The organism is Acinetobacter sp. LoGeW2-3 (assembly GCF_002688565.1).
Lineage (GTDB): Bacteria > Pseudomonadota > Gammaproteobacteria > Pseudomonadales > Moraxellaceae > Acinetobacter.
Genome location: NZ_CP024011.1, coordinates 1,603,447 through 1,629,437, shown reverse-complemented (window position 1 = coordinate 1,629,437; position 25,991 = coordinate 1,603,447). Strand labels below are relative to the sequence as shown.

Here is a 25,991-nt window from a genome sequence, read left to right as displayed (position 1 = left end):
CAGATTAATATAGCCATATCTCCAAATCATACTGTTTTTCACGCAAGTTCTTGTGACTGAAGGCCCAAAGAGGCATAATCCTACTTTTACTAAAAGCGGTACGCTGTTTACGTATTCGCTGACCTTAACCCATATAGTTGGATTTCTAACGCTATGATGCGAACTCATTACTGCGGTTCTTTAACCGAAGCTCAAATTGACCAAACCGTAACATTATGCGGTTGGGTTCACCGTCGCCGTGACCACGGTGGTGTAATCTTCCTTGACATGCGTGACCGTGATGGTCTTGTTCAAGTGGTTATCGATCCAGATACCCCTGAGGCATTCGCAACTGCAGACAAATCACGTTCAGAATTCGTATTAAAAATTACAGGCCGCGTACGTCGTCGTTATGCAGGTACTGAAAACGCGAATATCACTAGCGGTCAAATCGAAGTTCTTGGTAAAGAAATCGAAGTTCTTGCTGCGTCTGAAACTCCACCATTCCCATTGAATGACGAAAACACAAATATTTCTGAAGAAGTACGTTTAAAATACCGTTTCTTGGACATTCGTCGTCCAGAAATGCTAGATCGTTTACGTTTCCGCTCTAAACTGACTAACCTGATTCGTAACTACTTCGAAGACAATGGTTTCTTGGACGTTGAAACACCAATTTTGACTCGTGCAACACCAGAAGGTGCACGTGATTATTTAGTACCAAGTCGTGTTTCTAACGGTAGTTTCTACGCACTTCCACAATCTCCACAGCTATTCAAACAGTTGTTGATGGTGGGTGGTATTGATCGTTACTACCAAATCGCTAAATGTTTCCGTGATGAAGACTTGCGTGCTGACCGTCAGCCTGAATTCACCCAAATCGACGTTGAAACATCGTTCATGAGTGACGATGACATTATGGATTTGATGGAACGTTTAACTGTTAAGATGTTCAAAGAACTTCTAGACGTTCAATTCGAAAAATTCCCACGTATGACTTATGCAGATGCAATGCGTGACTATGCATCTGACAAGCCTGACTTACGTATTCCATTGAAACTTGTTGACGTTGCAGACTTAATGCAAGACGTTGAGTTCAAAGTATTCGCAGGTCCTGCAAAAGATCCTAAAGGCCGTATCGTTGCGCTTCGTGTACCAGGTGCTGGCTCTCTTCCACGTAGTGCGATCGATGAATACACTAAATTCGTAGGCATCTATGGTGCACGTGGTTTGGCTTACATCAAAGTCAACGAACTTGAAAAAGGCATCGAAGGTCTTCAATCTCCAATCGTGAAATTCATCGAGCCAATCGTGCTTGATCTATTGAAACGTGTTGGCGCTGAAAATGGCGACATCGTATTCTTCGGTGCAGACAAAGCGAAAATCGTAAATGATGCGATGGGTGCACTTCGTGTGAAAATTGGTCATGACATGAAGCTTGCAACTTGTGAGTGGGCACCACTTTGGGTTGTTGACTTCCCGATGTTCGAAGAAACTGACGATGGCAAATGGACTTCTGTGCATCACCCATTCACACTGCCTAAATCAAGCGTTGAAGAAGTGAAGAACAATCCAGGTGCTGCATTGTCTGTTGCTTACGATATGGTATTGAACGGTACTGAAATCGGTGGTGGTTCACTGCGTATTTATAACCTAGAAATGCAAAAAGCGATCTTTGAAGCGCTTGGTATTTCTGAAGAAGAAGCAGAAGAGAAATTCAGCTTCTTATTAAATGCATTGAAATTCGGTGCACCTCCTCACGGTGGTTTAGCATTCGGTCTTGACCGTCTGGTGATGTTGATGACAGGTGCATCTTCAATCCGTGACGTGATTGCATTCCCGAAAACCAAAACTGCTGAATGTCCGTTGACTCAAGCACCTGCACCAGTTGAAGCAACTCAATTGCGTGATTTAGGTATTCGTTTACGTGAAAAACCAAAAGCAGAAGAAGCTAGATAATTTTTAGTAACTGATGTTCAAAAGCCCTGCCCTATGCAGGGCTTTTTTATGAAACACTCATTACCCGTCGTTTTAAGAATTATATTCAATATTTTAAATTCCCCTTTTAGTAGTGCTTCAGGTTAGAATATGAGCTGATTCTTGTGTATCGACTGATACCTGTTCTCCATTACTACTTAAGCTGCTTGGCTATTTTTGACTCTTTTCTCAGATTTTTAGGCGCTTAAATTCATCTATTAAACTGCCTGATCTTGAGTAATTGTCTTCGCATGTATTTTTTATTAAAGCTTTTAGCCTTACTTCCCTTACGTGTCCTACACTTTCTTGGTTATCTGATTGCTTGGGTTTTAATTCAGACACCTTCATCTATTCAACGTATTACGCGAATTAATATCCAACTGGCTTATCCTGAGTTAAAGCCTGCCGCGCAAGAAGCAATGGTTCGAGCCAGTATTCACAGCCAGTGTTTAAGTTATCTCGAATGCATCAAGTTTTGGGGCATGTCGCCTGAATATAGTTTAAGTAAGATTAAGAATATTCAAGGCGCTGAGCATTTAGAAAATGCACTCAATGAAAAGCACGGGGTAATTGTAATTGTGCCGCATTTAGGCAGTTGGGAATTACTTAATGCCTGGCTATGTCAGCAAGCACAGCCCATGATTATGTACAAGCCCAATAAAAATGAACAGATTAACCGCTATATTCTGGAAGCCCGCCAAAAAACCAGTGCTGTGCTCGTACCAGCAAATGAAAGTGGTGTGAGAGCTATTTTTAAGCATCTTAAACAAGGCGGCTTGACTGTCATTTTACCCGATCATCTACCGAAACCTTCTGGTGGGATCTATACTGACTTTTTTAAGCAACATGTTCTATCCGGAACTATTGTGTCTAAGCTCGCCCAAAAAACCGGATGCCGTGTAGTCGGACTCAGTTGTTTACGTCATCATTCGCAGGGTTCATTTGATATTCACTGCACACCTGTTACAGCCGAAATCAGTTCCAAAGATTTAAATCTTAGTGTGCTTTCTTTAAACCAGCATATCGAACAGACTATTGCGGTTGCACCGCTACAATACATCTGGTCTTATAAGCGTTTCCGTAACTGCTCTCATAGCCTGAATCTCTATAAATCCTAAGATCAGTACCTATTCAGTCTATATAGATGCGATAAAAATAGAATGAATTGAGATTCCCCCCTAACAGTGGCATAATCTTTAAGTTCTTTGAAGAAGTGGATTTTCTACCATGGCTATGCGTCCTGCTGTCCGTAATCGTGGCATTATGCTGATTGTTTTTTCAATCGTGCAATGGTTGTTTATGCGCTACATTCTGGCGAACAACTTGTTCTCCTTAGATACTAATGACCGCATTGTCTACTTCTGCCTGAGCAGCATTATTGGCGCCTTCATGTTTTTTGTCGGGTTAATTTATATGGTGCTGAAGGGTAATCCGGAGAAGGAATAATACTCGCTAAATTCTTATTTTAAATTAAAACGGTAGCCTAGTGAACACTAGACTACCATTTTAATTATTGAATTATCAACGGATTCCCTTTTAATCGTAGATACTCTTTACCTAATATTGATGCTCCTATAAAGGATAAATGATTCAGGTCTTTATCCCTATATAATGGGATATTATTTAAATGACTTTGGCAAACCAATTCATCACAAATAATAGAATTTAGATTTACAATTTCCAGATTTGAATAACCTACTTTTATTCTGTCCAAAATTTGAAGGAATCGTTTATCCCGTGAGTATAAGCTTTGCACATCTGTAGTACAGGCATGGTTTAATTTAAGCATATTAACGCGAGTATTACAGTTTGCTTGTAAGTCAAATAACTCTGGTACATCGTGAATAAGGATAACCCTATCAGTTGACTGATAAATATTATCTAAACCTTTTTTAAAGCTTTCTACAAAAATTTCTTCGTTCGATCTTCCTGTACCATCATCAAGTTTAACCTTCTCACTCAAATAGGTCGAAAAGTATCCTGATACAACGATAATTGGATAGTGATTGGATGCTAAATGTGAAGTTAAGCTCTCATTCCTGACTTTAAATGATGAAAACTCTACATATGTGTCTCCAGTTTTTCTCTCATACAGAGCAACCCCAGGTAAATACAAACTGGTACTTTGGGTCGGATCATATCCTCTCATACCTGCAGCCTTGGCCCAAACTTCAAGTGCACCAATCAAACTATTAGCATGAGAATCACCTAATACTAAAAGATCAATATTAGCCTTATCGCGTTCTCCAAAACTACATAGTGATGCTTCTGGTAAAATAGAACGATCTTTTGGGGCATCGTGACATTCTTTTCGAACAAAATGTGCCGCAGACTGAAGAGCTTCAACTTGCTGACTGATGATAGGCTCAAATCGTCCGGGAAGACCATTATTAATTTGAATAAAACCGGACATACTTGCAAAACTAAGGCTAGGCAATAAGAATCCGATACATAGAACTTTCTTATTAGATATCTTTACCCATTTTCTAGCTGGCTTTTCACAATAAATATAAGTTAACCAAGCTAATGCTATAGTGAGCAAAATAATAGAAACTTGAATATAAAAATCTATATTAATCAAATATATATTAAGAAATGCAATAATAGTCCAATGCCAAAGATACATAGGATAGGAAATTTTACCAATCCATAAAAAGGCTGAACTAGATAAAATAGTTTGCTGTTGTAAAGTCTGACTAAAATAAATAATACTAGCTGTTAATAAACATGGGATCAGAGCATTCAAGCCTGGAAATTTAGTCTCTTCATTAAAAAGAATGGCTGTAATACAAAGTGAAATTGTTGCTAGATAAATTAATAATTTGGCTAAAATATCTTTGATACGAATTACAGGTAGAAAACTAATCAGCGCTCCTAAAAACATTTCACATGCGCGAACAGGCATCCGATAATATGCTTTACCAGCATTTTTCAAAATTTGCTGTTCAGCATAAAAAACTGAAGCAATAATTAATCCAATAATAATCCAGAGCATCCATTTAGGATTAGTTTTCCTTATTAGCATCAACAATAATAAGGGCCAGAATAGATAAAACTGTTCTTCTACTCCTAAAGACCATAAATGTAATAAAGGTACTTCCTCAACACTAGTGGAGAAATATCCTCCAACCTCCTTGCGCATATAGACATTTGCCATCAGGAAAGTTGAATATACAGCACTCTTTGCATATTCAGCCAATTCATGTGGCAACATACTAAACCAGCTAATTATTGATACTACTGTCAATACAGTAAAAAATGCTGGTGCCAGTCTAATCACCCGTTTTTTATAAAAGCTCCCTATTGAAAAATTCCCTAATTTCATGTCTTTATAAATAATTGAAGTAATCAAATAACCTGAAATTACAAAGAAAATATCAACCCCGATAAACCCTCCAGAAAATAAATGTATCCCGATATGGTTGAAAATCACCAGCAATACAGCAAGTGCCCTCAATCCATCAATTACTGGATTATATCTAATACTCATACAATAACTATGCAATATAAAAATGTACTTATTGTATTTCCTTGATTCCTATTTACAAGACATATCAACTAATGGATCGTTTTTTAGTCATTAGTGTAATTTACAAAAAAAATCTTGCTGATATACTGATCGCACTCACCTACTACTGCTAAAAAAATGTCAAAAATCCTGTTTATTATCGACCACTTAGGCTGTGGAGGCGCAGAAAAGATTACACTGCAACTTGCTGAATATCTGGCAAAACAAGATCATATTATTTATTTAGCTGTTCTTAATGGACAACGTAATCATTATCATTGTTCTTCCCTTGTCCACTATACGGATCTGCAAATAACTGAATCCTTTGCTTATGGCAAAATGTGGAAAAATAAAACACTAACACACTATGAAAAACAAAAAATTGATCAACTCCTAGCTTATGGTTTCGACCTAATAATAACTGGATATAATAATGGCCATTGGCTCGCACCATATCTAAAAGGTAATGTTTGGCACTGGATTCACGGAGATTTACTCGAAATTAGAAGGTTTAATAATCCCCTCAAACAACTTAAAGAACATATTCGTTTTTTAAAAAATAAACGAAAATTTTCTAAATTATTTCGTAACCGGAATTTAATTACTGTAAACCGTGATTTAGAAAATAAAGCTAGGACATATTCCAATCCAAATTCCATTAAAACGATTGCGAATGGTGTAAATATTCCATTCAAATACCTTAATCGATATCCAATAACAGAAAAAAAATGGGATGTTATTTTTGTTGGAAGATTAGTTCCTATCAAACAAGTAGATCATGCGATCACAGCTTTTTCTATGTCTAATACAAATGGCAGAATGGCAATTGTTGGTGATGGCACAGAAAGACAAAAACTAGAAGAGTTGACCAAAGAATTAAAAATAGCCGATCGAGTTGATTTTTTAGGTTGGGTTGATAACCCTTATAAATTCATATCCGAATCAAAATGTCTGATATTAACATCGCAATACGAATCATTCGGATTAGTGCTTGCAGAAAGTATCACTTTAAACACACCCGTAATTGCTTATAATTGTTCTTCGGGCGTAGAAGACATATTTCACCTTCAAAAAAATATGAAAAAATATTTAATCCAACACAATGATATCAACATGCTTTCCAATAAAATACAAAATTGTATTAAGTCTCCTTATGCTATTCATAAAGAAACCAAAGAAATCTTACACATTAAAAATATGGCCTCTAGTTTTTTGTCAATTATATAAAATCAAAATATTATGAATAAATAAAACTATCTTTTTATTTCCTATTGTAAATGATCTTCCTTGGTAACAACATGAGTAAGTAATAATTAAGTTGTCTAAGAGTATAAAATTTTATACTTAAGGACTTTTTTACCAACATACAAAAAACTTCATAGTCACTGTTTGTTAAATAAAATTGACGGGCATATTGAAGCATTGTTTTTGCGTAAACCCTTTTTAATTCATTTATTCTAATTTCATTTTTTTCCTCAAATATGGCTTTTTCATAAGCTCTAATTAAGCCTTTAGGTAAAATTGGATTAATTTTTTTCCCAATCTTACTTATTCCCACATCAACTCGATACTCTCCAAGCTCTTCATTAATATGGTAAATATTTCCCTTCTTAGCTTGAGCAATATGTATTTCAATATCCAATGCTTGAGGATGTAACTCATTTAAATATTCAAGTTTAAAGTCATTTCTAAACATTTTAGAAGAATGTGCAAAAAAAGGTAAATTCAAATATAAATAATCTAAATTAAACTTTCCTTCAAAGTGTGTCCAAGATTTTAAGTAGTCGCCTTGAGCATTCACATATTTCATATCATGTGTACATATAGTACCGTCGGGATTAAGCTCCATAATATCAAATTGTCGTTGCAATTTATTCGGCAAAGCTAAGTCATCCCCATCCAAATGATAAATATATTTACCCCTAGCTTTTTTGTATACAGATTTAATATTTCCTATAGGACCTATATTCTTTTCATGAAAAATGGGAACTATAATATTAGAATATTCCTTATATAATCGCTCTATAATTTCACGTGTAGAATCAGTAGAGCTATCATCCCCTATGACAATTTCATAACTAAAATTTGTCTTTTGTGCAAGTAGACTTCTAAGATTATCCTCAATGAATCTTTCCTGATTATAAGTCACTACACACACAGAAACCAATATATTCATTTCTAACCTAATTTAAAATCTTAATTATTCGACTTGGATTACCGACAACAGTATGATTTTCTTCAATATCCTTAATTACTACTGTTCCCATTCCAACCATAGCCCCATCATATATTGTAACCTTTTCTCGAATAGAAGAATTAGCTCCTATCTCAACTAATTGTTTTAAGCAGACATCACCAGATATGGATACATTTGGTGCGATAGTTACATAATCATCAAGTTTTACACCATGTGATAATGTTGAGTTAATATTTACAATACAATGATTCCCTATATCTACATTGATAGTCAGAATAGTGCCAGCACAAATCATACTACCTTCCCCTACTTTAATATTTTCTCCTAAAATACAAGTAGGATCTATTAATGTCGCAAAAGAATAATGCTCGTCAGAAAAGAAATAGTCGACAATTTTATTTCTTGCTCTAGGATTTCCAATCGCAATAATAAACTCACATTCTAAATATTTTTTTCTCTCTTCAATCTTTCCCAATACAGGAATATTAGAAAAACATTTACCTTGTTTTTCCAAAGTATCATCGAGAAAGCCCTTAACTTTACGCTTACATCGACTAGCGAGCCACGCAATCTCAATTGCATGACCACCCGCACCAATAATAATAATTTCTTTCACTAGTTCCCTTTCATGATATCTACAATCAATTCACATTGATCCAATGATAAAGTTGGGTACATAGGTAAACACAAGACTGATTCGGATAACTGTTTTGCTTTTTGTACATCAGATCTAAAATTTGCATAAATATCTAAATCACTCATAATCGGATAAAAGTATTTTCGAGCAAAAATATTATTTTCTTTAAATTTTTCAAATAACTCATCACGACTTAAAGGATAGTTTTCTTTCACAATAATTGGGAAGTACGCATAGTTATCTTGATCTACATCAGGACGTGCTATACAGGTAATGCCTTTTACTTCTGTTATCGGCAGTGTAAAAATGACCCCCTAACGGCATTTAAAAACTGACCCCCTTGGTTAATATAGCGGTCATTTTGGACTGCTCAACATGTTAACTTTGGAGCAAGCAGTGACAATCCAAATTCTTCATCAACAAGGTCTATCTATTAAAGGGATCAGTCGTGAACTTGGGGTGTCCCGAAATACTGTGCGTAAATATTTACGGCACAAGGAAACACCTCAGTATCGGCGTACACAACCTAGAACTAGTATTCTTGATCCATATAAACCCTATTTACTCCAACGTGTAAATGCAGCACATCCTGAATGGATTCCTGCCGTTGTGCTCTACCAGGAAATTTTAAGGTTTGGATATCCAGGAAAGATCAGGATATTGAGGCAATATCTTGCAACATTAAAACCAGTCGCCAAACCGGAACCCGTTATTCGTTTTGAAACTCAACCTGGCCAACAAATGCAGGTTGACTTCACCACGATTCGACGCAACAACACGACTTTAAAAGCATTTGTAGCCACATTGGGTTACTCCAGAGCAACCTTTGTCAAATTTTATGATCACGAACGCACTGAAGCATGGATTGATGGATTGGAAAATGCATTCCAATTCTTTGGCGGAGTGCCTCAGGAAATCCTGTTTGATAATGCCAAAACTATTATGATTGAGCGGGATGCTTATCAAGAGGGGCAGCATAAATGGAACCCCAAACTGCTCGACTGTGCCAAGAATTATGGCTTTCGCCCCCGCGTATGTAAGCCCTACCGTGCACAAACCAAAGGTAAAGTTGAACGTTTTAACAGCTATCTAAAATCCAGTTTTATTGTGCCATTGAAGGCAACTTTAAAGACTGCAGGATTGACTTTAGATGTGGTGACCGCCAACGCACATATTGGTCGATGGCTACATGAAACAGCCAATCAGCGAATCCATGCCACCACACAAGCAAAACCGGTTATTCGTCTGCAGCAGGAGCAGGAAAGATTTGCGCCATTACCGCAATCAAATACGGTTTCCGGCACTGTGCCTATTGCAGCGGCACAGCATGTAATGCCCTACGAAAGTCTGCAGCATCCATTATCAGTCTATGACCAATTGCTGGGAGCTTCATGATGAATCTGCAATACGAACGTATAGAGCAGCTTTGCCAAAAGCTCAATCTACCCGCCATCGCATCACAATGGTCACATCATGCACAACAAACATTAGGTCAGGATGGAAGTTATGCTGACTTTGTTGAAGCCATGCTGATGCATGAATATGCTGCTAGGCAACAGCGTAGTCAGCAGGTATTAATGAAACTTTCAGGGCTGCCTCAAGTGAAAACGCTGGAAGGCTACGATTTTAATTATGCACTGGGTGCTCCCAAATCACAGGTGGTTGAGTTGTTCAACCTGAGCTTTATCCCGAGAGCAGAAAATGTGGTGTTTCTTGGTGCTAGTGGTGTTGGAAAAACGCATTTATCCATGGCATTGGGCTATAAGGCCATCATGAACAATATCAAAACCAAGTTTATTACCGCTGCTGATCTCATGCTGCAACTTAGTACAGCCTATCAGCAAGGTAAATTGAAAAGCTATATGCAGCGCGTGATACTCGCCCCGAAATTACTGATTATCGATGAAATTGGTTATTTGCCCTTTGGGCGTGAAGAAGCGAATCTGTTCTTTAACGTGATTGCCAAGCGTTATGAAAAAGGCAGTACGATATTGACGAGTAACTTACCATTTAGCCAGTGGGCAAAATCCTTTGCAGATGATGTGACATTGACTGCTGCAATGTTAGATCGGTTACTGCATCATTGTAATGTCGTACAAATATCAGGTGAGAGTTATCGTTTGAAGGATAAAAAAAGAATTGGGATTCAGCCTCAGGTTGAAACTTAATAGGAAATCAAAGGGGTCAATTTTACTTTGCCATTCGTAAGGTAAAAGGGGTCAGTTTTTAAATGCCGTTGACAGTGGCAAGTGTAGTCGCTGTTGAAGACTGAACAATCAGGGTAAAGATAATGCCTAAATTCATTGCTTTTAATGGAAAACCAGTAAATCTGCCTAACCACTGTCTCAAAGATTCACCTACAATATCCTTTAGGCTATCGGTCATTAAAGTCATACCAAACAGGAATAAGCCGATTCCACCACAAAGTTGCGCAAATACGTCAAACACGCCTATCCCATTTTATATTTTTTAAATTCTAATAATTTATATACGATCGCTAAAACGAAACCAAGCCTGCCGAACACTTTAGACTTGTCTAATTTCCACCCATAAAAAAACACCCCCAAGCCTTGACTTGAGGGTGTTTGGAATAATGAGCTGGCGATGACTTACTCTCACATGGGAAACCCCACACTACCATCAGCGCTAAGAGGTTTCACTTCTGAGTTCGGGAAGGGATCAGGTGGTTCACTCTTGCTATGGTCGCCAGCACAACTGGTATGATTACTCGCTATGGTCTTATCTACGTTGCTTACGCTTCGTGTGCCTAGCTTTCTTCAAATAGAATTCATTAACAGTAATATCTGAGTTGTCGTAGTTTGCGCTTTAGCGTTCACTAAATCAAGTTTTTGTCTGATCGTTAGATCAATATGAAATCAATTGATGCTCACTTCTTTCGAAGTTCGTATACAACTGCTTGGGTGTTGTATAGTCAAGCCTCACGAGCAATTAGTATTGGTCAGCTTCATGCATCACTGCACTTCCACATCCAACCTATCAACGTCGTAGTCTTCAACGGCTCTTTAGTGGACATAAAGTCCAAGGGAAATCTTATCTTGAGGTAGGCTTCCCGCTTAGATGCTTTCAGCGGTTATCCCTTCCGAACATAGCTACCCGGCGATGCGACTGGCGTCACAACCGGTACACCAGAGGTTCGTCCACTCTGGTCCTCTCGTACTAGGAGCAGATCCTCTCAAATTTCCAGCGCCCACGGTAGATAGGGACCGAACTGTCTCACGACGTTCTAAACCCAGCTCGCGTACCTCTTTAAATGGCGAACAGCCATACCCTTGGGACCTGCTTCAGCCCCAGGATGAGATGAGCCGACATCGAGGTGCCAAACACCGCCGTCGATATGAACTCTTGGGCGGTATCAGCCTGTTATCCCCAGAGTACCTTTTATCCGTTGAGCGATGGCCCTTCCATACAGAACCACCGGATCACTAAGACCTACTTTCGTACCTGCTCGACTTGTGGGTCTCGCAGTTAAGCGCGCTTTTGCCTTTATACTCTACGCGTGATTTCCGACCACGCTGAGCGCACCTTCGTACTCCTCCGTTACTCTTTAGGAGGAGACCGCCCCAGTCAAACTACCCACCAGACATGGTCCTCGTCCCGGATAACGGGACAGAGTTAGAACCTCAATATTACCAGGGTGGTATTTCAAGGACGGCTCCATGGCAACTAGCGTCGCCACTTCAAAGCCTCCCACCTATCCTACACAAGTAAGATCAAAGTTCAATGTCAAGCTGCAGTAAAGGTTCACGGGGTCTTTCCGTCTAGCCGCGGGTACACCGCATCTTCACGGCGAATTCGATTTCACTGAGCCTCTGCTGGAGACAGCGCCCCCATCATTATGCCATTCGTGCAGGTCGGAACTTACCCGACAAGGAATTTCGCTACCTTAGGACCGTTATAGTTACGGCCGCCGTTTACTGGGGCTTCGATCAATAGCTTCGCTTGCGCTAACCACATCAATTAACCTTCCAGCACCGGGCAGGCATCACACCCTATACGTCCACTTTCGTGTTTGCAGAGTGCTATGTTTTTAATAAACAGTTGCAGGGGCCTGGTTTCTGAGGCTGCCAACAGCTCAAGGAGCAAGTCCTATCACCGCCGGCAGCGTACCTTCTCCCGAAGTTACGGTACCATTTTGCCTAGTTCCTTCAGCAGAGTTCTCTCAAGCGCTTTGGTCTACTCGACCTGACCACCTGTGTCGGTTTCGGGTACGATTCCTGTTTAACTGAAGCTTAGAGACTTTTCCTGGAAGTATGGTATCAGCCACTTCACTGTACAAGTACAGCTTGCTATCAACTCTCAGCATAGAGCACCCCGGATTTGCCTAAGATGCATGCCTACAGTCTTCCACCTGGACAACCAACGCCAGGCTGACTTAACCTTCTCCGTCCTCTCATCGCATTAAACAGAAGTATTGGAATATTAACCAATTTCCCATCGACTACGCCTCTCGGCCTCGCCTTAGGGGTCGACTCACCCAGCCCCGATTAACGTTGGACTGGAACCCTTGGTCTTTCAGCGAACGGGTTTTTCACCCGTTTTGTCGTTACTCACGTCAGCATTCGCACTTCTGATACCTCCAGCAGACTTCTCAATCCACCTTCATCGGCTTACAGAACGCTCCCCTACCACTTGCAATAAATTGCAAATCCGCAGCTTCGGCATATAGTTTTAGCCCCGTTACATCTTCCGCGCAGGCCGACTCGACTAGTGAGCTATTACGCTTTCTTTAAAGGGTGGCTGCTTCTAAGCCAACCTCCTAGCTGTCTATGCCTTCCCACATCGTTTCCCACTTAACTATAATTTAGGGGCCTTAGCTGGCGGTCTGGATTGTTTTCCTCTTGACTACGGACGTTAGCACCCGCAGTCTGTCTCCCGGATAGTACTCATTGGTATTCGGAGTTTGCATCGGTTTGGTAAGTCGGGATGACCCCCTAGCCGAAACAGTGCTCTACCCCCAATGGTATTCGTCCGAGGCGCTACCTAAATAGCTTTCGGGGAGAACCAGCTATCACCGAGTTTGATTAGCCTTTCACCCCTATCCACAAGTCATCCCCTGGCTTTTCAACGACAGTGGGTTCGGTCCTCCAGTCAGTGTTACCTAACCTTCAACCTGCTCATGGATAGATCACCCGGTTTCGGGTCTATACCCAGCAACTAAACGCCCTATTAAGACTCGGTTTCCCTACGGCTCCCCTATACGGTTAACCTCGCTACTGAATATAAGTCGCTGACCCATTATACAAAAGGTACGCAGTCACCACTTGACGTGGCTCCCACTGCTTGTATGCATGCGGTTTCAGGATCTATTTCACTCCCCTCACAGGGGTTCTTTTCGCCTTTCCCTCACGGTACTGGTTCACTATCGGTCAGTCAGGAGTATTTAGCCTTGGAGGATGGTCCCCCCATATTCAGACAAGGTTTCACGTGCCTCGCCCTACTCGACATCATCATATCAGCCCTTTCGTGTACAGGACTATCACCCACTATGGTCGCACTTCCCAGAGCGTTCCACTAAAACTGATATGACTTAATGGGCTGTTCCCCGTTCGCTCGCCGCTACTGAGGGAATCTCAATTGATTTCTTTTCCTAAGGGTACTGAGATGTTTCACTTCCCCTCGTTCGCCTCATTAACCTATGTATTCAGTTAATGATACCTACCTTATGGTAAGTGGGTTTCCCCATTCAGAAATCTCCGGATCACAGGATATTTGCCGCCTCCCCGGAGCTTTTCGCAGGCTATCACGTCTTTCTTCGCCTCTGACTGCCAAGGCATCCACCACATGCACTTAATTACTTGACTATACAACCCCAAACAGTCGCTCGTACCTACAAGTAGTACTTCGCGTTGCGAACTTAATCGCCACAGTTTGTAGAGTTCGTGAACTTAATCACTGTACAGCTTCAATTAGATTCATATACCAAAACGCTTGATTCAGTTTAATCGCTAGTACTCATTAATCTTCAAACAATTGCTTGTTTGTGTCTTAACGAGTATGAACAAATTATTTCAACTCAAATATATTCTGTTAATGATTTAATGCATCCTCATCGGACTGCATTACTGTGATAAATCACAGAGGTTAATAACAACGAAGCGAATAATACGCCTCTTTATCACTAAACTCTATAACCTAAGCACTTGATCGCTTAAGGACTAGGCTAACAACCGTTTGATTGTTTATTTTAGCTTCGTTCTTTATACATTCCGTAGGAATGTATGGTGGAGACTAGGAGAGTCGAACTCCTGACCTCCTGCGTGCAAAGCAGGCGCTCTACCAACTAAGCTAAGTCCCCAGCTTATCAATAAGTCAATGTATCGTTCCGTTTCTGTATGAATTGCTTCGTCAGTAGTGGTGGGTCTGACAAGACTTGAACTTGTGACCCCACGCTTATCAAGCGTGTGCTCTAACCAACTGAGCTACAGACCCTCAGATACATCGTCATGAAGAACAACTTGTTGTGGATTCTTACCAATCGTCAATCTTTCGTTAAGGAGGTGATCCAGCCGCAGGTTCCCCTACGGCTACCTTGTTACGACTTCACCCCAGTCATCGGCCACACCGTGGTAAGCGTCCTCCTTGCGGTTAGACTACCTACTTCTGGTGCAACAAACTCCCATGGTGTGACGGGCGGTGTGTACAAGGCCCGGGAACGTATTCACCGCGGCATTCTGATCCGCGATTACTAGCGATTCCGACTTCACGCAGTCGAGTTGCAGACTGCGATCCGGACTACGATCGGCTTTTTGAGATTAGCATCTGCTCGCGCAGTAGCAACCCTTTGTACCGACCATTGTAGCACGTGTGTAGCCCTGGCCGTAAGGGCCATGATGACTTGACGTCGTCCCCGCCTTCCTCCAGTTTGTCACTGGCAGTATCCTTAAAGTTCCCGGCATTACCCGCTGGCAAATAAGGAAAAGGGTTGCGCTCGTTGCGGGACTTAACCCAACATCTCACGACACGAGCTGACGACAGCCATGCAGCACCTGTATCTAAGTTCCCGAAGGCACCAATCCATCTCTGGAAAGTTCTTAGTATGTCAAGGCCAGGTAAGGTTCTTCGCGTTGCATCGAATTAAACCACATGCTCCACCGCTTGTGCGGGCCCCCGTCAATTCATTTGAGTTTTAGTCTTGCGACCGTACTCCCCAGGCGGTCTACTTATCGCGTTAGCTGCGCCACTAAAGCCTCAAAGGCCCCAACGGCTAGTAGACATCGTTTACGGCATGGACTACCAGGGTATCTAATCCTGTTTGCTCCCCATGCTTTCGTACCTCAGCGTCAGTATTAGGCCAGATGGCTGCCTTCGCCATCGGTATTCCTCCAGATCTCTACGCATTTCACCGCTACACCTGGAATTCTACCATCCTCTCCCATACTCTAGCTTTCCAGTATCGAATGCAATTCCTAAGTTAAGCTCAGGGATTTCACATCCGACTTAAAAAGCCGCCTACGCACGCTTTACGCCCAGTAAATCCGATTAACGCTCGCACCCTCTGTATTACCGCGGCTGCTGGCACAGAGTTAGCCGGTGCTTATTCTGCGAGTAACGTCCACTTATCCTAGGTATTAACTAGGTAAGCCTCCTCCTCGCTTAAAGTGCTTTACAACCAAAAGGCCTTCTTCACACACGCGGCATGGCTGGATCAGGGTTCCCCCCATTGTCCAATATTCCCCACTGCTGCCTCCCGTAGGAGTCTGGGCCGTGTCTCAGTCCCAGTGTGGCGGATCATCCTCTCAGACCCGCTACAGATCGTCGCCTTGGTAGGCCTTTACCCCACCAACTAGCTAATCCGACTTAGGCTCATCTATTAGCGCAAGGTCCGAAGATCCCCTGCTTTCTCCCGTAGGACGTATGCGGTATTAGCGTTCCTTTCGGAACGTTGTCCCCCACTAATAGGCAGATTCCTAAGCATTACTCACCCGTCCGCCGCTAGAAATCAGTAGCAAGCTACCTATTCCCGCTCGACTTGCATGTGTTAAGCCTGCCGCCAGCGTTCAATCTGAGCCATGATCAAACTCTTCAGTTTAAAATCAGTAGTACCTTTAAAGGGTACCAATCTTGGCTCATCAATTTTCTGACAAATATTTCTCAAATAAACTTCGAGTAATTTCTACCATTCAATCAATGAAAATAATTTCGATCAATCAACCAGTAAAAATCCACACAAGTTGTTCTTCATAATCTCTTAATGATCTTCTCACTACTTCGTCAGTAGCAAGCTAGGTCGGCTATATTACTCTCTATCTCTAGAAAGTCAACCAGTAAATCAAATTATTTTTAAACTTTCTTTCTAAAACCCAACTTAACCATTTTATGCTAAGTCACTGTTTTATCAGAAGTTTTAATCTTCATCACCGCCGATGGATGTGCATTCTACAGTATTTCAGAGCCCTTGCAACCCCCTTTTTCAACAAAAACACTCGTCTGTTTATTTATTCTACAGAAATAGCCACTTTTTCTATTTTTTGACTAAAAAGGGAACAGAATTAACCACATTACTTAATATTTTTTCTTCTTTAGTTAACTCCTGGAAACGTAAAGCGCGGCAATCGATGTATTCAATATAGCCCCCTTCCCCATTTTCTTCCTGATCATTGATCTTGATCTGGTAAGTAAAGCTACCGACATAGCCTGCGCCAAGACCAAATTTAAAATCACCTCGACTTTGTCCCTGAATCGAAATCTGCATTCCATCTTTACTTTCAAAGTGCCATTCAAATTCACGCGGTAAATACATGGTCTGACCATTCGGTGTGGTCACACTTGGATAGACCCGATGAACTTTAAAAATCACCTTTTCATCCAGCATCTGGGTTTGCTGACTTTCAAGATCTTTATAGTAAATACGTGACTGAATGATCTTGTTAAAGCTATCGCGTACCTGAACCAAAATAATTTGCCGGTTCTGATTCAGATTAATCATCTGATAAGTTAGAAAAGCGAATGGTAAATAAGGAAATTTGAAACTGCGAGCGTATTCAAAGCTGCCCAGGCTTTCGATTTGGTATTGCTGATCTTTATATTGAATAACGCCTTCACACCAGCATGGAATCGACCAATAGTCAGCAAGAGAAAATCGAAGCTGGGTAAAGTGGGTAATCAGCTCAATGGCTCTAATATTTAAATCCACACTGAGTTCATCATCCTGCCGGGAAAAATGAAACTCCGGGAATGTACTACTCAGCTGCTCACGTGCATGGAAGTTAAAATTACAGTTTTCAAAGTGGCATTCATTCTGAATAGAATAATGATTCAGTTGACCGACCATGTGAGCACTGGTGCTACAAATCACGGTTGCAGTATCTAAGGCATCGGTATGAATCGCATCTGGATTGCAGAGCATCGGCACATTCGGCTGACCGATCATGCTAAAAAAATTGAAATAATGTAGTGGCGCAGGAAGATTGGGAATAACGAGACGTTGATGAATATATTTATATTTTTTGTTGGGGCCATGACAGGCCAAATCGGCCTGGGCAGCAGGAGTCTGATTCAGCTGTTTCGAACGATCCAATAAATCTTGAAGAAACGGCATATCAGACTCTCCTGCATGCTAGCTCACTTGTCGTTTCGCCATAACAGTTGTCACGAAACCTGACAAAGCATAGATCACAGAAATGACCAAGATTCCCACTGGAATGTTGTAAGTCATCGCTGCAAAGATAAACACGGCGATTGGCAAAACAAAAAATGGAACGCGTTTACGCTCTACTGTTTTAAAAGAATAGTATTTGATATTGGAGATCATCAGCAAACCGGTAATCACAATCGCAACCGCATTAATGATCTGAACCACTGAATCTTTGATATCGAAAATTTCTGGAAAATCTAAACCGACCCAAACCAGCGAAATGATCATGACTGCGGCAAGCGGACTCGCGACCCCAATGAAATAGCGTTTATCTACTACGCCAATCTGCACATTAAAGCGTGCCAGACGGAAAGCTGCACAAGCGGTATAGACAAAGCAGGCAGCAAGACCGATACGCCCAAGATCACTCAAACCCCAGCTATACATCAGAATCGCTGGTGCCACACCAAACGCCAACATGTCAGACAGTGAGTCAAACTGTTCGCCAAACGGACTTTGCGCACCAATAGCACGTGCAACACGACCATCCAGACCATCAAACAAGGCAGCTAGGAAAATCGCATAAATCGCCTGCTGAAATTCACCATTCATGCTGGCAATGATCGAGTAAAAACCTGACAACAACGCGGCGGTTGTAATCAGGTTCGGCCATAGGTAGATGCCGCGACGTTTGACCTTTTGACCTTCTTGGGTGTGCTCCTCTTCCTCCACCTCGAAGGTGATGCCATCAAATGGCAAATCTGATGAAGATTCGCGTTCCGGTTTTTGTATATTTGTCATTATCGTCGATCCATGCTACCTATGAACTAATTTTCTTATCTTATTCGCCAACTAACCAGCGAACTGCGGCGTGACCACCGTTTTCTTGCATACGTAAATGCGGGAATAACCATTGCAATGCTTCATCAGCATCTTCAGAGAATTTCCAAGGTGGATTAATCACCAATAAACCACAACCATTCAGACCAACTGGTGTGTCGTCTGGCCATACACATACTTCACAGATCAGCTGACGGCGAATACCAGTCTTGAACATTTTCTTCTCGAAACGCTCAATCATGGCACGGTCTTTAATTGGATACCAAACTGCGAATACGCCTGTCGGCCATTTTTTATAAGCCGCTGCAATGAGCTCGACCAATTGAGGGAAATCTTTACGTTCCACTTCATATGGCGGATCAATCATCACCAGACCACGTTTTTCTTTCGGTGGAATGACTGCAAGCAAACCTTCATAAGCATCACGTTCATGCAGACCGGCACGCTTGTCAAAAATATTCTGATCAAGCTGCTGGAATACATCACGCTGCATTTCAAAAATGGTGGCTTTGTCGATGTCGCGCATGCCTTCAAGGGCAAACCAAGGTGAACCTGGATATGCACCTTTACCAAAATTTTCACGCATTTTTTCAACAATCTTTAAATATTGTTGAACGCCTTCAGGGGCATTACGCTTGATTGAATCATCCAGTTTAATCAGGCGATGAATACCGTTTAAGAATTCACCAGACTTCTGCGCTTCTGAAGTCGATAAGTCATATTTACCTGCGCCGCCATGCGTATCAATATAACGATATGGCTTATCTTTATTATTAAGGCGAGACAAAATCTGAAGCAATAAAACGTGCTTCATGACATCGGCAAAGTTGCCTGCATGGAAGTGGTGACGATAATTCATGTTTCAATTATTCCTAAGATCAACAGCTATTTTAACATGAAAAACAGTTTCGTTCAGATACGTTTCTTACATAGAATAGCGCGACTTCAATTTACCCTTCTGAGTGAATCTCTATGGAAGCAGTTCAACTCCCAGCGTCATGGTCAGTTGATCAGATTCTTGATGATCTGGATCAACACGGTTTTAGTATTATCGACAATGCTTATGATCTGACCTATGTTGAACAGCTTATTGCTGAATGTACTGACAATTTAGCCCGCTTTCGCGATGCCGCTATTCAAAATGGCGTGGTCAGCAATATCCGCAGTGATCATATCCTGTGGCTGACCGAAGACCTAAAAATTTCCAACCAACATGTGCAAACTTTACACGCGCTTGGTCAGGAACTGAATCGTGCTTTTTTTCTTGGCATTAAAGATGTGGAAGCGCATTTTGCCTACTATAACGCTGGCGAATTCTATGCCCTGCATCGTGACAATCCGCAAGGCAAAAATGGCCGTATGATCTCCGCAGTCTATTACTTACATGATCAATGGCAGGATGACTGGGGTGGCGAATTACATCTACAGGATAAAAATGATCAGTGGCATACCTTACAGCCAAAACCGAATCGGATTGCCATATTCCAGAGCGATTTGCTGCATGAAGTGGTCAAAGCTAAACATCAACGCCTGTCGATTACGGCTTGGCTCCGTTCTGATGCCAGTCTGATCTAATCACTTTAAATTTCTTTTTTTAGCCTCATATAGCAATCATTGAGACACGAGGACTGCGTTCATGCGACCAACCACCAAAGAGATCATTGCACGCATTGGTGAAACAGATCAGCTATTTTTAGATGGTAATACTCCTGAGCTGGCGCTTGAACGGGCTGACCTTCGCCTGCAGCTGGTCACGATTAGTCAGGTACGTCAGGAGCAGGTGCATTTCTTGCAAGAGGCGATTGTGCTGCTTGAGCAAGGCCGAATCGAGTTTGAAGAAATGCCGCTAGATCTGTATATCAATCTGTCACTGCATCTGGCCAAAGCCTATATGATCTACTTTGAACTGACCAAAGAAAATCGCTATGCGCTGATTACCCAGCAGATTCTGAAACCAATGACCAATTATGAGCATGCGGATATCTATTTCTTCTTGGCCTATGCTTCAGCCAGCAAAAAAGAACCTGCCATGACCCGTCACTGGTTAAACAAATACAGTAAATCGAATAATTTTGATTTGGAACTGGTAGATCAACATCCAGCTTTTGAAGATTACCGTCAACAGGAATGGTTCATTCAAATTCTACGCAGCCGTATGCACTAAAACTGCTGAAATTGTTTTTATAAAAAAAATGCCTCTCATGAGGCATTTTTTATGGCTGATTTTAGTCTGCTTAAGCCAATCGACGGCGATCCGCATCCAGATGCAGTTGTTGATTCAGTTCATCGACCCAAATTGCCCACTCATCATCTTGTACCAAATGGCTAATTAAGAGTGAACGCTGTGCTTTATTCCAAAAATGGGCATCATGCAGTGACATTCCCTTGGGTAACTGATGAGTGCGGACATAAAGCTCAATTGCCGCCGGACTGTTAGCCAAGCCGAGTTGAGAAAATAACATTTCTAAGGATGGTTGGTTCTTCCCGAGCATATGCCCTCCTTATATCAGATATATTGTAGTTATTTATATGACTAACTTATAAGATAAGATAAAAAAAACCTAGTCAAAGGACTAGGTTTTGTTGTGTCTTTTTGTATAAAGAGCCTCTAATTGCTTTCAGGACCTTCTTTATCACTTTCGACATGTAAAAGCTGATTCAGTTTATCAATGATTACGATCCATTCATCATCCTGATGCCAGTGTTCGCGAAGAAAAGCACTTTGCCCTTCATTCCAGAAATCTGCATCCGGCAAAATCACTTCTGATGGTAGCTGATGATTTTTGGTAAATTCATCAATTGATGCTTCATCAGCTGGCAAACCTAATTGCTCAAATAATAATTCTAAAGTAACTTGCTGTTCCAATACCATTCGATTGCTCCGTAATAGACATAAAATGATTTAATGCTTGTTTTTAACGTTTAAGTATTTTTGGAAGTCGGCATATCACAAGAACCTGAACCTTCTGCTTCTATATGTAACTGTTCATTCAACACATCGACAAAAATGGCCCAGTCATCATCTTCTTTCCAATGTCCAATTAGAAAATCATGTTGGTTCTTAGTCCAGAAAGGTGCTTTATGTAATGGAACATCCATCCCAATCTGATGAGTTTTGATAAATTCATCGATAGCTTCCGGGCTTGAGTCCAGACCGAGTTGCTCAAAGAATACTTCCATGGTAGGTCGCTGCTCTAACATCTCAGTACCTCCTCTTTTATTGATGATTCTGTTTACAAATTAAACGACCTATCTAGAAAGTTCAGTTGTCGCTCCTTCACAGGATGTTATTTTTTGTTCTTTATTTTTTTGTTTTTAAATTTTCTAAAATAAAAAAAGCACCCCAAATGGAGTGCCTTTTTCTAACTTAGTTTAAAACTAAATTATTTAAGCATGTCAGCAATTGCTGCACGTTCTTCTTCAAGTTCGTTCAATGTAACGTTGATACGTTCACGGCTGAACTCGTCGATTTCAAGACCTTGAACGATTTTGTACTCGCCATTTTCGCAAGTTACAGGGAAACCGAACATTACGCCTTCAGGAATACCGTAAGAACCGTCAGAAGGGATACCCATAGTTACCCATTCGCCGTTTGTGCCAAGAGCCCAATCGCGCATATGGTCGATTGCAGCGTTTGCAGCAGAAGCAGCAGAAGACAAACCACGTGCTTCGATGATCGCAGCACCACGTTTACCAACAGTTGGAAGGAACACGTCTTTGTTCCAAGCAGCATCGTTGATTTTGTCTTTTAAGCTTTCGCCGTTTACAGTTGCAAAACGGTAGTCAGCATACATAGTTGGAGAGTGGTTACCCCAAACTGTCATTGTTTTGATGTCAGAAACTGCAACACCTGCTTTTTGAGCAAGTTGAGTTAACGCACGGTTGTGGTCAAGACGTAACATTGCTGTGAAGTTTTTCGCAGGAAGGTCTGCAGCAGATTTCATAGCGATGTAAGCGTTAGTGTTTGCAGGGTTACCTACAACAAGAACTTTAACGTCACGGCTAGCAACTTCGTTCAGTGCTTTACCTTGACCGATGAAAATTTCACCGTTTACTTTAAGAAGGTCAGCACGTTCCATACCTGGACCACGTGGACGTGAACCAACTAGAAGCGCGTAATCAGCATCTTTAAACGCAACTTTAGGATCATCAGTACCGATCATGCCCGCTAAAAGTGGGAATGCACAGTCGTCAAGTTCCATCATCACGCCTTTAAGCGCTTGTTGAGCTTTCTCAACAGGAATTTCTAATAATTGAAGAATAACTGGTTGGTCTTTACCCAACATTTCACCGCTAGCGATACGGAATAATAGGCTGTAACCAATTTGACCAGCAGCGCCAGTAACGGCAACGCGAACAGGTTGCTTCATGTAATTATCTCCAATTGAGAGGATAGTCAATGCGGATTAAATAGCTGTTCTATCTAATCTTAATAATCATAAACGGCAAAGATTGTACTCCAATCCTTTCTGAGATGCATGTAAAAGCGAATGAATTCCAACAAAAGTCTGATAGGAAATATAAATTAATTTGCCTGAAAAGCTCAGTATGTGCCTTTAATTGTGATGCTTTGAGGGCAGGTATTGATCACATTACCCGGACATTGCTTATACTGCCCATTGCTGCGATAGCAAACTTTAACTGCAGTCAGTAGGCTGGCATGACGATTGCTCTGACAGTTAAACCGGATGCCACTGGCAGGTAACTGCGGATTAATCTTCAGGAATTTTGCACGCAAGGTATCCAGCGACATGACCATGTTTTCTTGATCAGTCAGTTCCTGCGGTACTTTCAGACGATCTGCATAGTTAATAATGGTCCGAAAATACTGGCTGGCACTCATCGGAATACAGCCACCAATGTTCTGCCATAAGCGTGCTCGTGATGCCTCATCAGGCATAACCCGGGCGACCACCTTGGCTTGTAGCGGTGGAAGTGCGGATGAGGTATGCGTGCTGCAATCCTGTTGACTGGTTTCCGGGAACAAACCGGAGATATTCAAGGAATAGCCTTCCAGACATTTTCGTTTTTTCGCTAACTCAGGATACAGACTGCAAACCGCAGGCACCATCTGCACATCCATGATATAGCCCGTCGGTGCTGCAAGCACAGGAAAGCTTCCCCCTGCTGCTAAACAAGCGGAAAGCCATACTGATACTCGACGACTATTCATTGAATTCATGAATAATTCTCTATCCCTAAGTCATTCATTCTTATTGTGTGCTACGTAGCGGAATTGCCTGCATACGCTTCCCAATCGATTGAGCTCCCTGCCCTAACAAAATGCCGTAATACGTGGCATTGGTCATGACATGTTTCACATAATCCCGTGTTTCTAATAAAGGAATGGTTTCCGTATATTGATCTGCAGCGATATTCTGGAAGTCTGGCTGCCAACGGCGGGCACGGTTCGGTCCGGCATTATAGCCTGCAGTCGCCAGTACTGGACTGTTGCTCAGCTGACGCTGAATCGTAGATAAATAGAAAGTGCCATAACGAACATTGGTATTCATGTCGCTGAGCGCTGCCGGGTTATAAGTTTCGCCCATCTGGCGCGCGACCAGTTTGGCCGTATCTGGCATGATCTGCATCAGACCACCCGCGCCCACATGCGAACGTGCCACAGTATTAAAACGGCTTTCCTGACGCATCAAACCATAGGCCCATGCCGGATCAATACTGGCATTCTGGCTATGGCTGACCACATAGTTGCGGTATGGCATCGGGAAACGATAATCATAGTTGTGCTTATTCACAGTACGATCCGCCGCATAAATAGCACGGTCATGCCAGCCAATATCATGCGCACGTTTTGCTGCCGCAAGTAGCAGATCATCATCATGTTTCAAGTAGGCTTGGCGCACCGCCCAGTTCCATTCACGGTTTACATAGGTAGCTGAGGCATTGATATTGCGCAAGGCAAAAGCACGACGGAAATGAATATCCTGATTCAAACGTTGCATCGCCTGAGCTGAAGGCTCTGCTGATTTCGGAGCACCTAGAGTTAACTGTCCTAAACGGTCACGCGCCAGCAAATTATGATAATCATCACCAGTGGCTAGTTTACGATAGATATCTTCAGCTGCTTTTTTTGATGCTCGATCTGAGCGCTGTTCACTCGCGCGTGCCAGCCAGTATTGCCAGCGGTCTTCCTGTTTCTGCGTCACACTCATGGCATCAATGGCACGAATCAGGCTTTCCCAGGCACTGAATCGAATGGCTTGACGCGCATAGATTTCAGCTTCTTCCGGACTGAATGGCAAGCCATAACTCAGGTCCAGATAATTCAATACTTCACGGTTAAAGTTATTTTTCATGACCGTGGTGCCACCGATATAGCCCACTACACGGTACAAGGCTTTTTGGATCTGTTCAGGTGTACCTTCGGCGGTACGTCGTACGCTCGAAAATGCTGTATTTAGATCGCTATCTGCCAGTCGACCCATGGCATAGACCAGATAAGCATGATCAGCTGTGGTCGCTTTCGGCGCCGTCCATAAATAGGCAGTTGGATTGGCTTGAATACTGTTCAGCTGCGCCAAAGTAATATTGATGCCAATACTTTGTGCAGTTGCAATTGCCTGTCCTGACTGACCTGCACGCAATTGTGCCCATAGACGTTGCTGGCGGTCTTCCGTAGTTAATAATGGGCTAGACAGCATCATGCGTCCTAGACCAGTACAAGATTCCGGTTGAGAATTCGTGGTAAGCCAAACATCTTTATATTCCGCATAAACCAGAGGATCGCCACTTTTGGCACGCACTTGCGCAATCGCGCAGCTTTCCGCCTGATCTGGATTGGTCACATACTGCAGCACTGGCTGTGCAGTCTCAAAATCTGCCTGTTTTACTTTTTCTTCAACATAATCTGCCGCCAGTTTTTCCGCCATGGCAGATTGCGGGTAACGCTGGGCAAAATTAATAATCTGACTGGCTGGCTGCATGGCCAAATTTTGGTTCAAAATCCAGTATTCCGGATAGTAACCCAAGGCATCATTTTGCATGGCCGCACGATACTGTTGTAATAATTCAATATTTCCAGCATTCGCCGCACTTAATGCGTCATTAAATTGCTCTTCGGCAGCTTGCACGCCCACTGAACCCAGGCAAGCTATCCCTACAGTGAATAATCTTGAATATTTATATGTACTTATAATCTGTTTCAACATTAATTTAACTTCTATCATGTAGTTCGTGCCAGACAATTTTGTTTCAACATCGGTGCTAGTTTATAAATTCTAGACCGACTCTACTGTTC

At 41.9% G+C, this 25,991-nt stretch carries 21 protein-coding genes, 2 tRNA genes, 3 rRNA genes and 1 pseudogene; 8 read left to right on the top strand and 19 right to left on the bottom strand.

What is annotated here, in order from left to right; genetic code table 11:
* Positions 1–153: 153 nt before the first annotated feature.
* The 3 genes from aspS (at position 154) to BS636_RS07855 (ending at position 3,402) form a co-directional block, all read left to right on the top strand.
* Positions 154–1,938: an aspartate--tRNA ligase gene (aspS, locus tag BS636_RS07865; RefSeq protein ID WP_099338259.1), complete on the top strand. Its 1,785-nt coding sequence runs from the start codon at positions 154–156 to the stop codon at positions 1,936–1,938.
* Positions 1,939–2,207: 269 nt separating this feature from the next.
* Positions 2,208–3,074, top strand: a complete 867-nt coding sequence (locus BS636_RS07860; RefSeq protein WP_099338258.1) for a lysophospholipid acyltransferase family protein — start codon at positions 2,208–2,210, stop codon at positions 3,072–3,074.
* Between the two features lie 109 nt (positions 3,075–3,183).
* Positions 3,184–3,402, top strand: coding sequence for a hypothetical protein (locus BS636_RS07855; protein WP_099338257.1), 219 nt, complete (start codon positions 3,184–3,186; stop codon positions 3,400–3,402).
* A 64-nt stretch (positions 3,403–3,466) separates the two neighbouring features.
* Here BS636_RS07855 and BS636_RS07850 read toward each other — a convergent pair whose 3' ends face one another.
* The gene (locus BS636_RS07850; protein WP_099338256.1) at positions 3,467–5,446 is read right to left on the bottom strand and encodes an acyltransferase family protein; all 1,980 of its coding nucleotides are present in this window, start codon (positions 5,444–5,446) and stop codon (positions 3,467–3,469) included.
* A gap of 156 nt (positions 5,447–5,602) precedes the next feature.
* Here BS636_RS07850 and BS636_RS07845 point away from each other — a divergent pair, with 156 nt between their 5' ends.
* Positions 5,603–6,691 (top strand): glycosyltransferase, encoded by a 1,089-nt coding sequence (locus tag BS636_RS07845; protein ID WP_099338255.1) that lies wholly within the window; start codon positions 5,603–5,605, stop codon positions 6,689–6,691.
* Positions 6,692–6,725: 34 nt separating this feature from the next.
* Here BS636_RS07845 and BS636_RS07840 read toward each other — a convergent pair whose 3' ends face one another.
* The 3 genes from BS636_RS07840 to BS636_RS07830 are packed head-to-tail and all read right to left on the bottom strand — an operon-like array spanning position 6,726 to position 8,573.
* Positions 6,726–7,640 (bottom strand): glycosyltransferase family 2 protein, encoded by a 915-nt coding sequence (locus tag BS636_RS07840; RefSeq protein ID WP_099338254.1) that lies wholly within the window; start codon positions 7,638–7,640, stop codon positions 6,726–6,728.
* Between the two features lie 7 nt (positions 7,641–7,647).
* Entirely contained in the window at positions 7,648–8,277 is a 630-nt protein-coding gene (locus tag BS636_RS07835; RefSeq protein ID WP_099338253.1) for an acetyltransferase, read from the bottom strand.
* Positions 8,277–8,573 (bottom strand): DegT/DnrJ/EryC1/StrS family aminotransferase, encoded by a 297-nt coding sequence (locus BS636_RS07830; RefSeq protein ID WP_228206947.1) that lies wholly within the window; start codon positions 8,571–8,573, stop codon positions 8,277–8,279. The genes BS636_RS07835 and BS636_RS07830 overlap by 1 nt, the downstream gene beginning before the upstream one ends.
* A 100-nt stretch (positions 8,574–8,673) precedes the next feature.
* Between BS636_RS07830 and istA the strand changes: the two genes are divergently transcribed.
* Together istA and istB are read left to right on the top strand one after the other, a co-directional pair.
* Positions 8,674–9,693 carry an IS21 family transposase gene (gene istA, locus BS636_RS07825; RefSeq protein WP_099338251.1) on the top strand — a complete coding sequence of 340 codons (1,020 nt, stop codon included), beginning with the start codon at positions 8,674–8,676 and terminating at the stop codon, positions 9,691–9,693.
* Positions 9,693–10,466, top strand: a complete 774-nt coding sequence (istB, locus tag BS636_RS07820; RefSeq protein ID WP_099339628.1) for an IS21-like element ISAba8 family helper ATPase IstB — start codon at positions 9,693–9,695, stop codon at positions 10,464–10,466. The genes istA and istB overlap by 1 nt, the downstream gene beginning before the upstream one ends.
* 70 nt (positions 10,467–10,536) lie before the next feature.
* Here the strand turns inward: istB and BS636_RS07815 are convergent.
* From BS636_RS07815 to BS636_RS07770, 9 genes and pseudogenes are all read right to left on the bottom strand, one after another.
* A pseudogene (locus BS636_RS07815) lies at positions 10,537–10,746 on the bottom strand (Na/Pi cotransporter family protein); the annotation flags it as partial.
* Positions 10,747–10,894: 148 nt separating this feature from the next.
* Positions 10,895–11,009 (bottom strand): 5S ribosomal RNA (gene rrf / locus BS636_RS07810).
* 217 nt (positions 11,010–11,226) lie between these two features.
* A 23S ribosomal RNA gene (locus BS636_RS07805) occupies positions 11,227–14,120 on the bottom strand.
* A gap of 418 nt (positions 14,121–14,538) precedes the next feature.
* Positions 14,539–14,614, bottom strand: a tRNA-Ala gene (locus tag BS636_RS07800).
* A gap of 57 nt (positions 14,615–14,671) precedes the next feature.
* Positions 14,672–14,748: transfer RNA gene (locus BS636_RS07795), tRNA-Ile, on the bottom strand.
* 61 nt (positions 14,749–14,809) lie between these two features.
* Positions 14,810–16,348, bottom strand: a 16S ribosomal RNA gene (locus BS636_RS07790).
* The 16S, 23S and 5S rRNA genes sit together here with 2 tRNA genes alongside, the layout of an rRNA operon.
* 432 nt (positions 16,349–16,780) lie before the next feature.
* Positions 16,781–17,857, bottom strand: coding sequence for a DUF6670 family protein (locus tag BS636_RS07780; RefSeq protein ID WP_099338250.1), 1,077 nt, complete (start codon positions 17,855–17,857; stop codon positions 16,781–16,783).
* An 18-nt stretch (positions 17,858–17,875) separates the two neighbouring features.
* Entirely contained in the window at positions 17,876–18,694 is an 819-nt protein-coding gene (gene pssA / locus BS636_RS07775; RefSeq protein WP_099338249.1) for a CDP-diacylglycerol--serine O-phosphatidyltransferase, read from the bottom strand.
* A gap of 40 nt (positions 18,695–18,734) precedes the next feature.
* A complete protein-coding gene (locus tag BS636_RS07770; protein WP_099338248.1) occupies positions 18,735–19,592 on the bottom strand; it encodes a 23S rRNA (adenine(2030)-N(6))-methyltransferase RlmJ in 858 nt (285 codons plus the stop codon).
* Between the two features lie 113 nt (positions 19,593–19,705).
* Between BS636_RS07770 and BS636_RS07765 the strand changes: the two genes are divergently transcribed.
* Positions 19,706–20,308 (top strand): 2OG-Fe(II) oxygenase, encoded by a 603-nt coding sequence (locus tag BS636_RS07765; RefSeq protein WP_099338247.1) that lies wholly within the window; start codon positions 19,706–19,708, stop codon positions 20,306–20,308.
* Between the two features lie 61 nt (positions 20,309–20,369).
* On the top strand, positions 20,370–20,897 hold the full coding sequence (locus tag BS636_RS07760) for a hypothetical protein (RefSeq protein ID WP_099338246.1): 528 nt from the start codon (positions 20,370–20,372) through the stop codon (positions 20,895–20,897).
* Between the two features lie 70 nt (positions 20,898–20,967).
* Here the strand turns inward: BS636_RS07760 and BS636_RS07755 are convergent, their stop codons facing one another.
* The 6 genes from BS636_RS07755 to BS636_RS07730 all read right to left on the bottom strand — a co-directional run bounded on the left by BS636_RS07755 (position 20,968) and on the right by BS636_RS07730 (position 25,920).
* Positions 20,968–21,225, bottom strand: a complete 258-nt coding sequence (locus BS636_RS07755; protein WP_099338245.1) for a DUF2789 family protein — start codon at positions 21,223–21,225, stop codon at positions 20,968–20,970.
* A 116-nt stretch (positions 21,226–21,341) separates the two neighbouring features.
* The gene (locus BS636_RS07750; RefSeq protein ID WP_099338244.1) at positions 21,342–21,605 is read right to left on the bottom strand and encodes a DUF2789 family protein; all 264 of its coding nucleotides are present in this window, start codon (positions 21,603–21,605) and stop codon (positions 21,342–21,344) included.
* A 50-nt stretch (positions 21,606–21,655) separates the two neighbouring features.
* A complete protein-coding gene (locus BS636_RS07745; protein ID WP_099338243.1) occupies positions 21,656–21,934 on the bottom strand; it encodes a DUF2789 family protein in 279 nt (92 codons plus the stop codon).
* 182 nt (positions 21,935–22,116) lie between these two features.
* Positions 22,117–23,103 (bottom strand): malate dehydrogenase, encoded by a 987-nt coding sequence (locus tag BS636_RS07740; protein WP_099338242.1) that lies wholly within the window; start codon positions 23,101–23,103, stop codon positions 22,117–22,119.
* A 173-nt stretch (positions 23,104–23,276) separates the two neighbouring features.
* Complete coding sequence (locus BS636_RS07735) at positions 23,277–23,915, bottom strand: ribonuclease I (protein WP_099338241.1); 639 nt, start codon at positions 23,913–23,915, stop codon at positions 23,277–23,279.
* A 31-nt stretch (positions 23,916–23,946) separates the two neighbouring features.
* Entirely contained in the window at positions 23,947–25,920 is a 1,974-nt protein-coding gene (locus BS636_RS07730; protein WP_099338240.1) for a lytic transglycosylase domain-containing protein, read from the bottom strand.
* Between the last annotated feature and the right edge of the window lie 71 nt (positions 25,921–25,991).

What these genes read in the sequence shown, in the direction of transcription:
- BS636_RS07765 (WP_099338247.1), top strand. Translation starts at nt 19,706, where the DNA reads ATGGAAGCAGTTCAACTCCCAGCGTCATGGTCAGTTGATCAGATTCTT.
- BS636_RS07755 (WP_099338245.1), bottom strand. Translation starts at nt 21,225, where the DNA reads ATGCTCGGGAAGAACCAACCATCCTTAGAAATGTTATTTTCTCAACTC.
- BS636_RS07745 (WP_099338243.1), bottom strand. Translation starts at nt 21,934, where the DNA reads ATGTTAGAGCAGCGACCTACCATGGAAGTATTCTTTGAGCAACTCGGT.
- BS636_RS07780 (WP_099338250.1), bottom strand. Translation starts at nt 17,857, where the DNA reads ATGCCGTTTCTTCAAGATTTATTGGATCGTTCGAAACAGCTGAATCAG.
- aspS (WP_099338259.1), top strand. Translation starts at nt 154, where the DNA reads ATGATGCGAACTCATTACTGCGGTTCTTTAACCGAAGCTCAAATTGAC.
- BS636_RS07860 (WP_099338258.1), top strand. Translation starts at nt 2,208, where the DNA reads ATGTATTTTTTATTAAAGCTTTTAGCCTTACTTCCCTTACGTGTCCTA.
- BS636_RS07850 (WP_099338256.1), bottom strand. Translation starts at nt 5,446, where the DNA reads ATGAGTATTAGATATAATCCAGTAATTGATGGATTGAGGGCACTTGCT.
- BS636_RS07750 (WP_099338244.1), bottom strand. Translation starts at nt 21,605, where the DNA reads ATGGTATTGGAACAGCAAGTTACTTTAGAATTATTATTTGAGCAATTA.
- BS636_RS07730 (WP_099338240.1), bottom strand. Translation starts at nt 25,920, where the DNA reads ATGATAGAAGTTAAATTAATGTTGAAACAGATTATAAGTACATATAAA.
- BS636_RS07855 (WP_099338257.1), top strand. Translation starts at nt 3,184, where the DNA reads ATGGCTATGCGTCCTGCTGTCCGTAATCGTGGCATTATGCTGATTGTT.
- BS636_RS07840 (WP_099338254.1), bottom strand. Translation starts at nt 7,640, where the DNA reads ATGAATATATTGGTTTCTGTGTGTGTAGTGACTTATAATCAGGAAAGA.
- BS636_RS07740 (WP_099338242.1), bottom strand. Translation starts at nt 23,103, where the DNA reads ATGAAGCAACCTGTTCGCGTTGCCGTTACTGGCGCTGCTGGTCAAATT.
- istA (WP_099338251.1), top strand. Translation starts at nt 8,674, where the DNA reads ATGTTAACTTTGGAGCAAGCAGTGACAATCCAAATTCTTCATCAACAA.
- BS636_RS07770 (WP_099338248.1), bottom strand. Translation starts at nt 19,592, where the DNA reads ATGAATTATCGTCACCACTTCCATGCAGGCAACTTTGCCGATGTCATG.
- BS636_RS07735 (WP_099338241.1), bottom strand. Translation starts at nt 23,915, where the DNA reads ATGAATTCAATGAATAGTCGTCGAGTATCAGTATGGCTTTCCGCTTGT.
- BS636_RS07760 (WP_099338246.1), top strand. Translation starts at nt 20,370, where the DNA reads ATGCGACCAACCACCAAAGAGATCATTGCACGCATTGGTGAAACAGAT.
- istB (WP_099339628.1), top strand. Translation starts at nt 9,693, where the DNA reads ATGAATCTGCAATACGAACGTATAGAGCAGCTTTGCCAAAAGCTCAAT.
- pssA (WP_099338249.1), bottom strand. Translation starts at nt 18,694, where the DNA reads ATGACAAATATACAAAAACCGGAACGCGAATCTTCATCAGATTTGCCA.
- BS636_RS07845 (WP_099338255.1), top strand. Translation starts at nt 5,603, where the DNA reads ATGTCAAAAATCCTGTTTATTATCGACCACTTAGGCTGTGGAGGCGCA.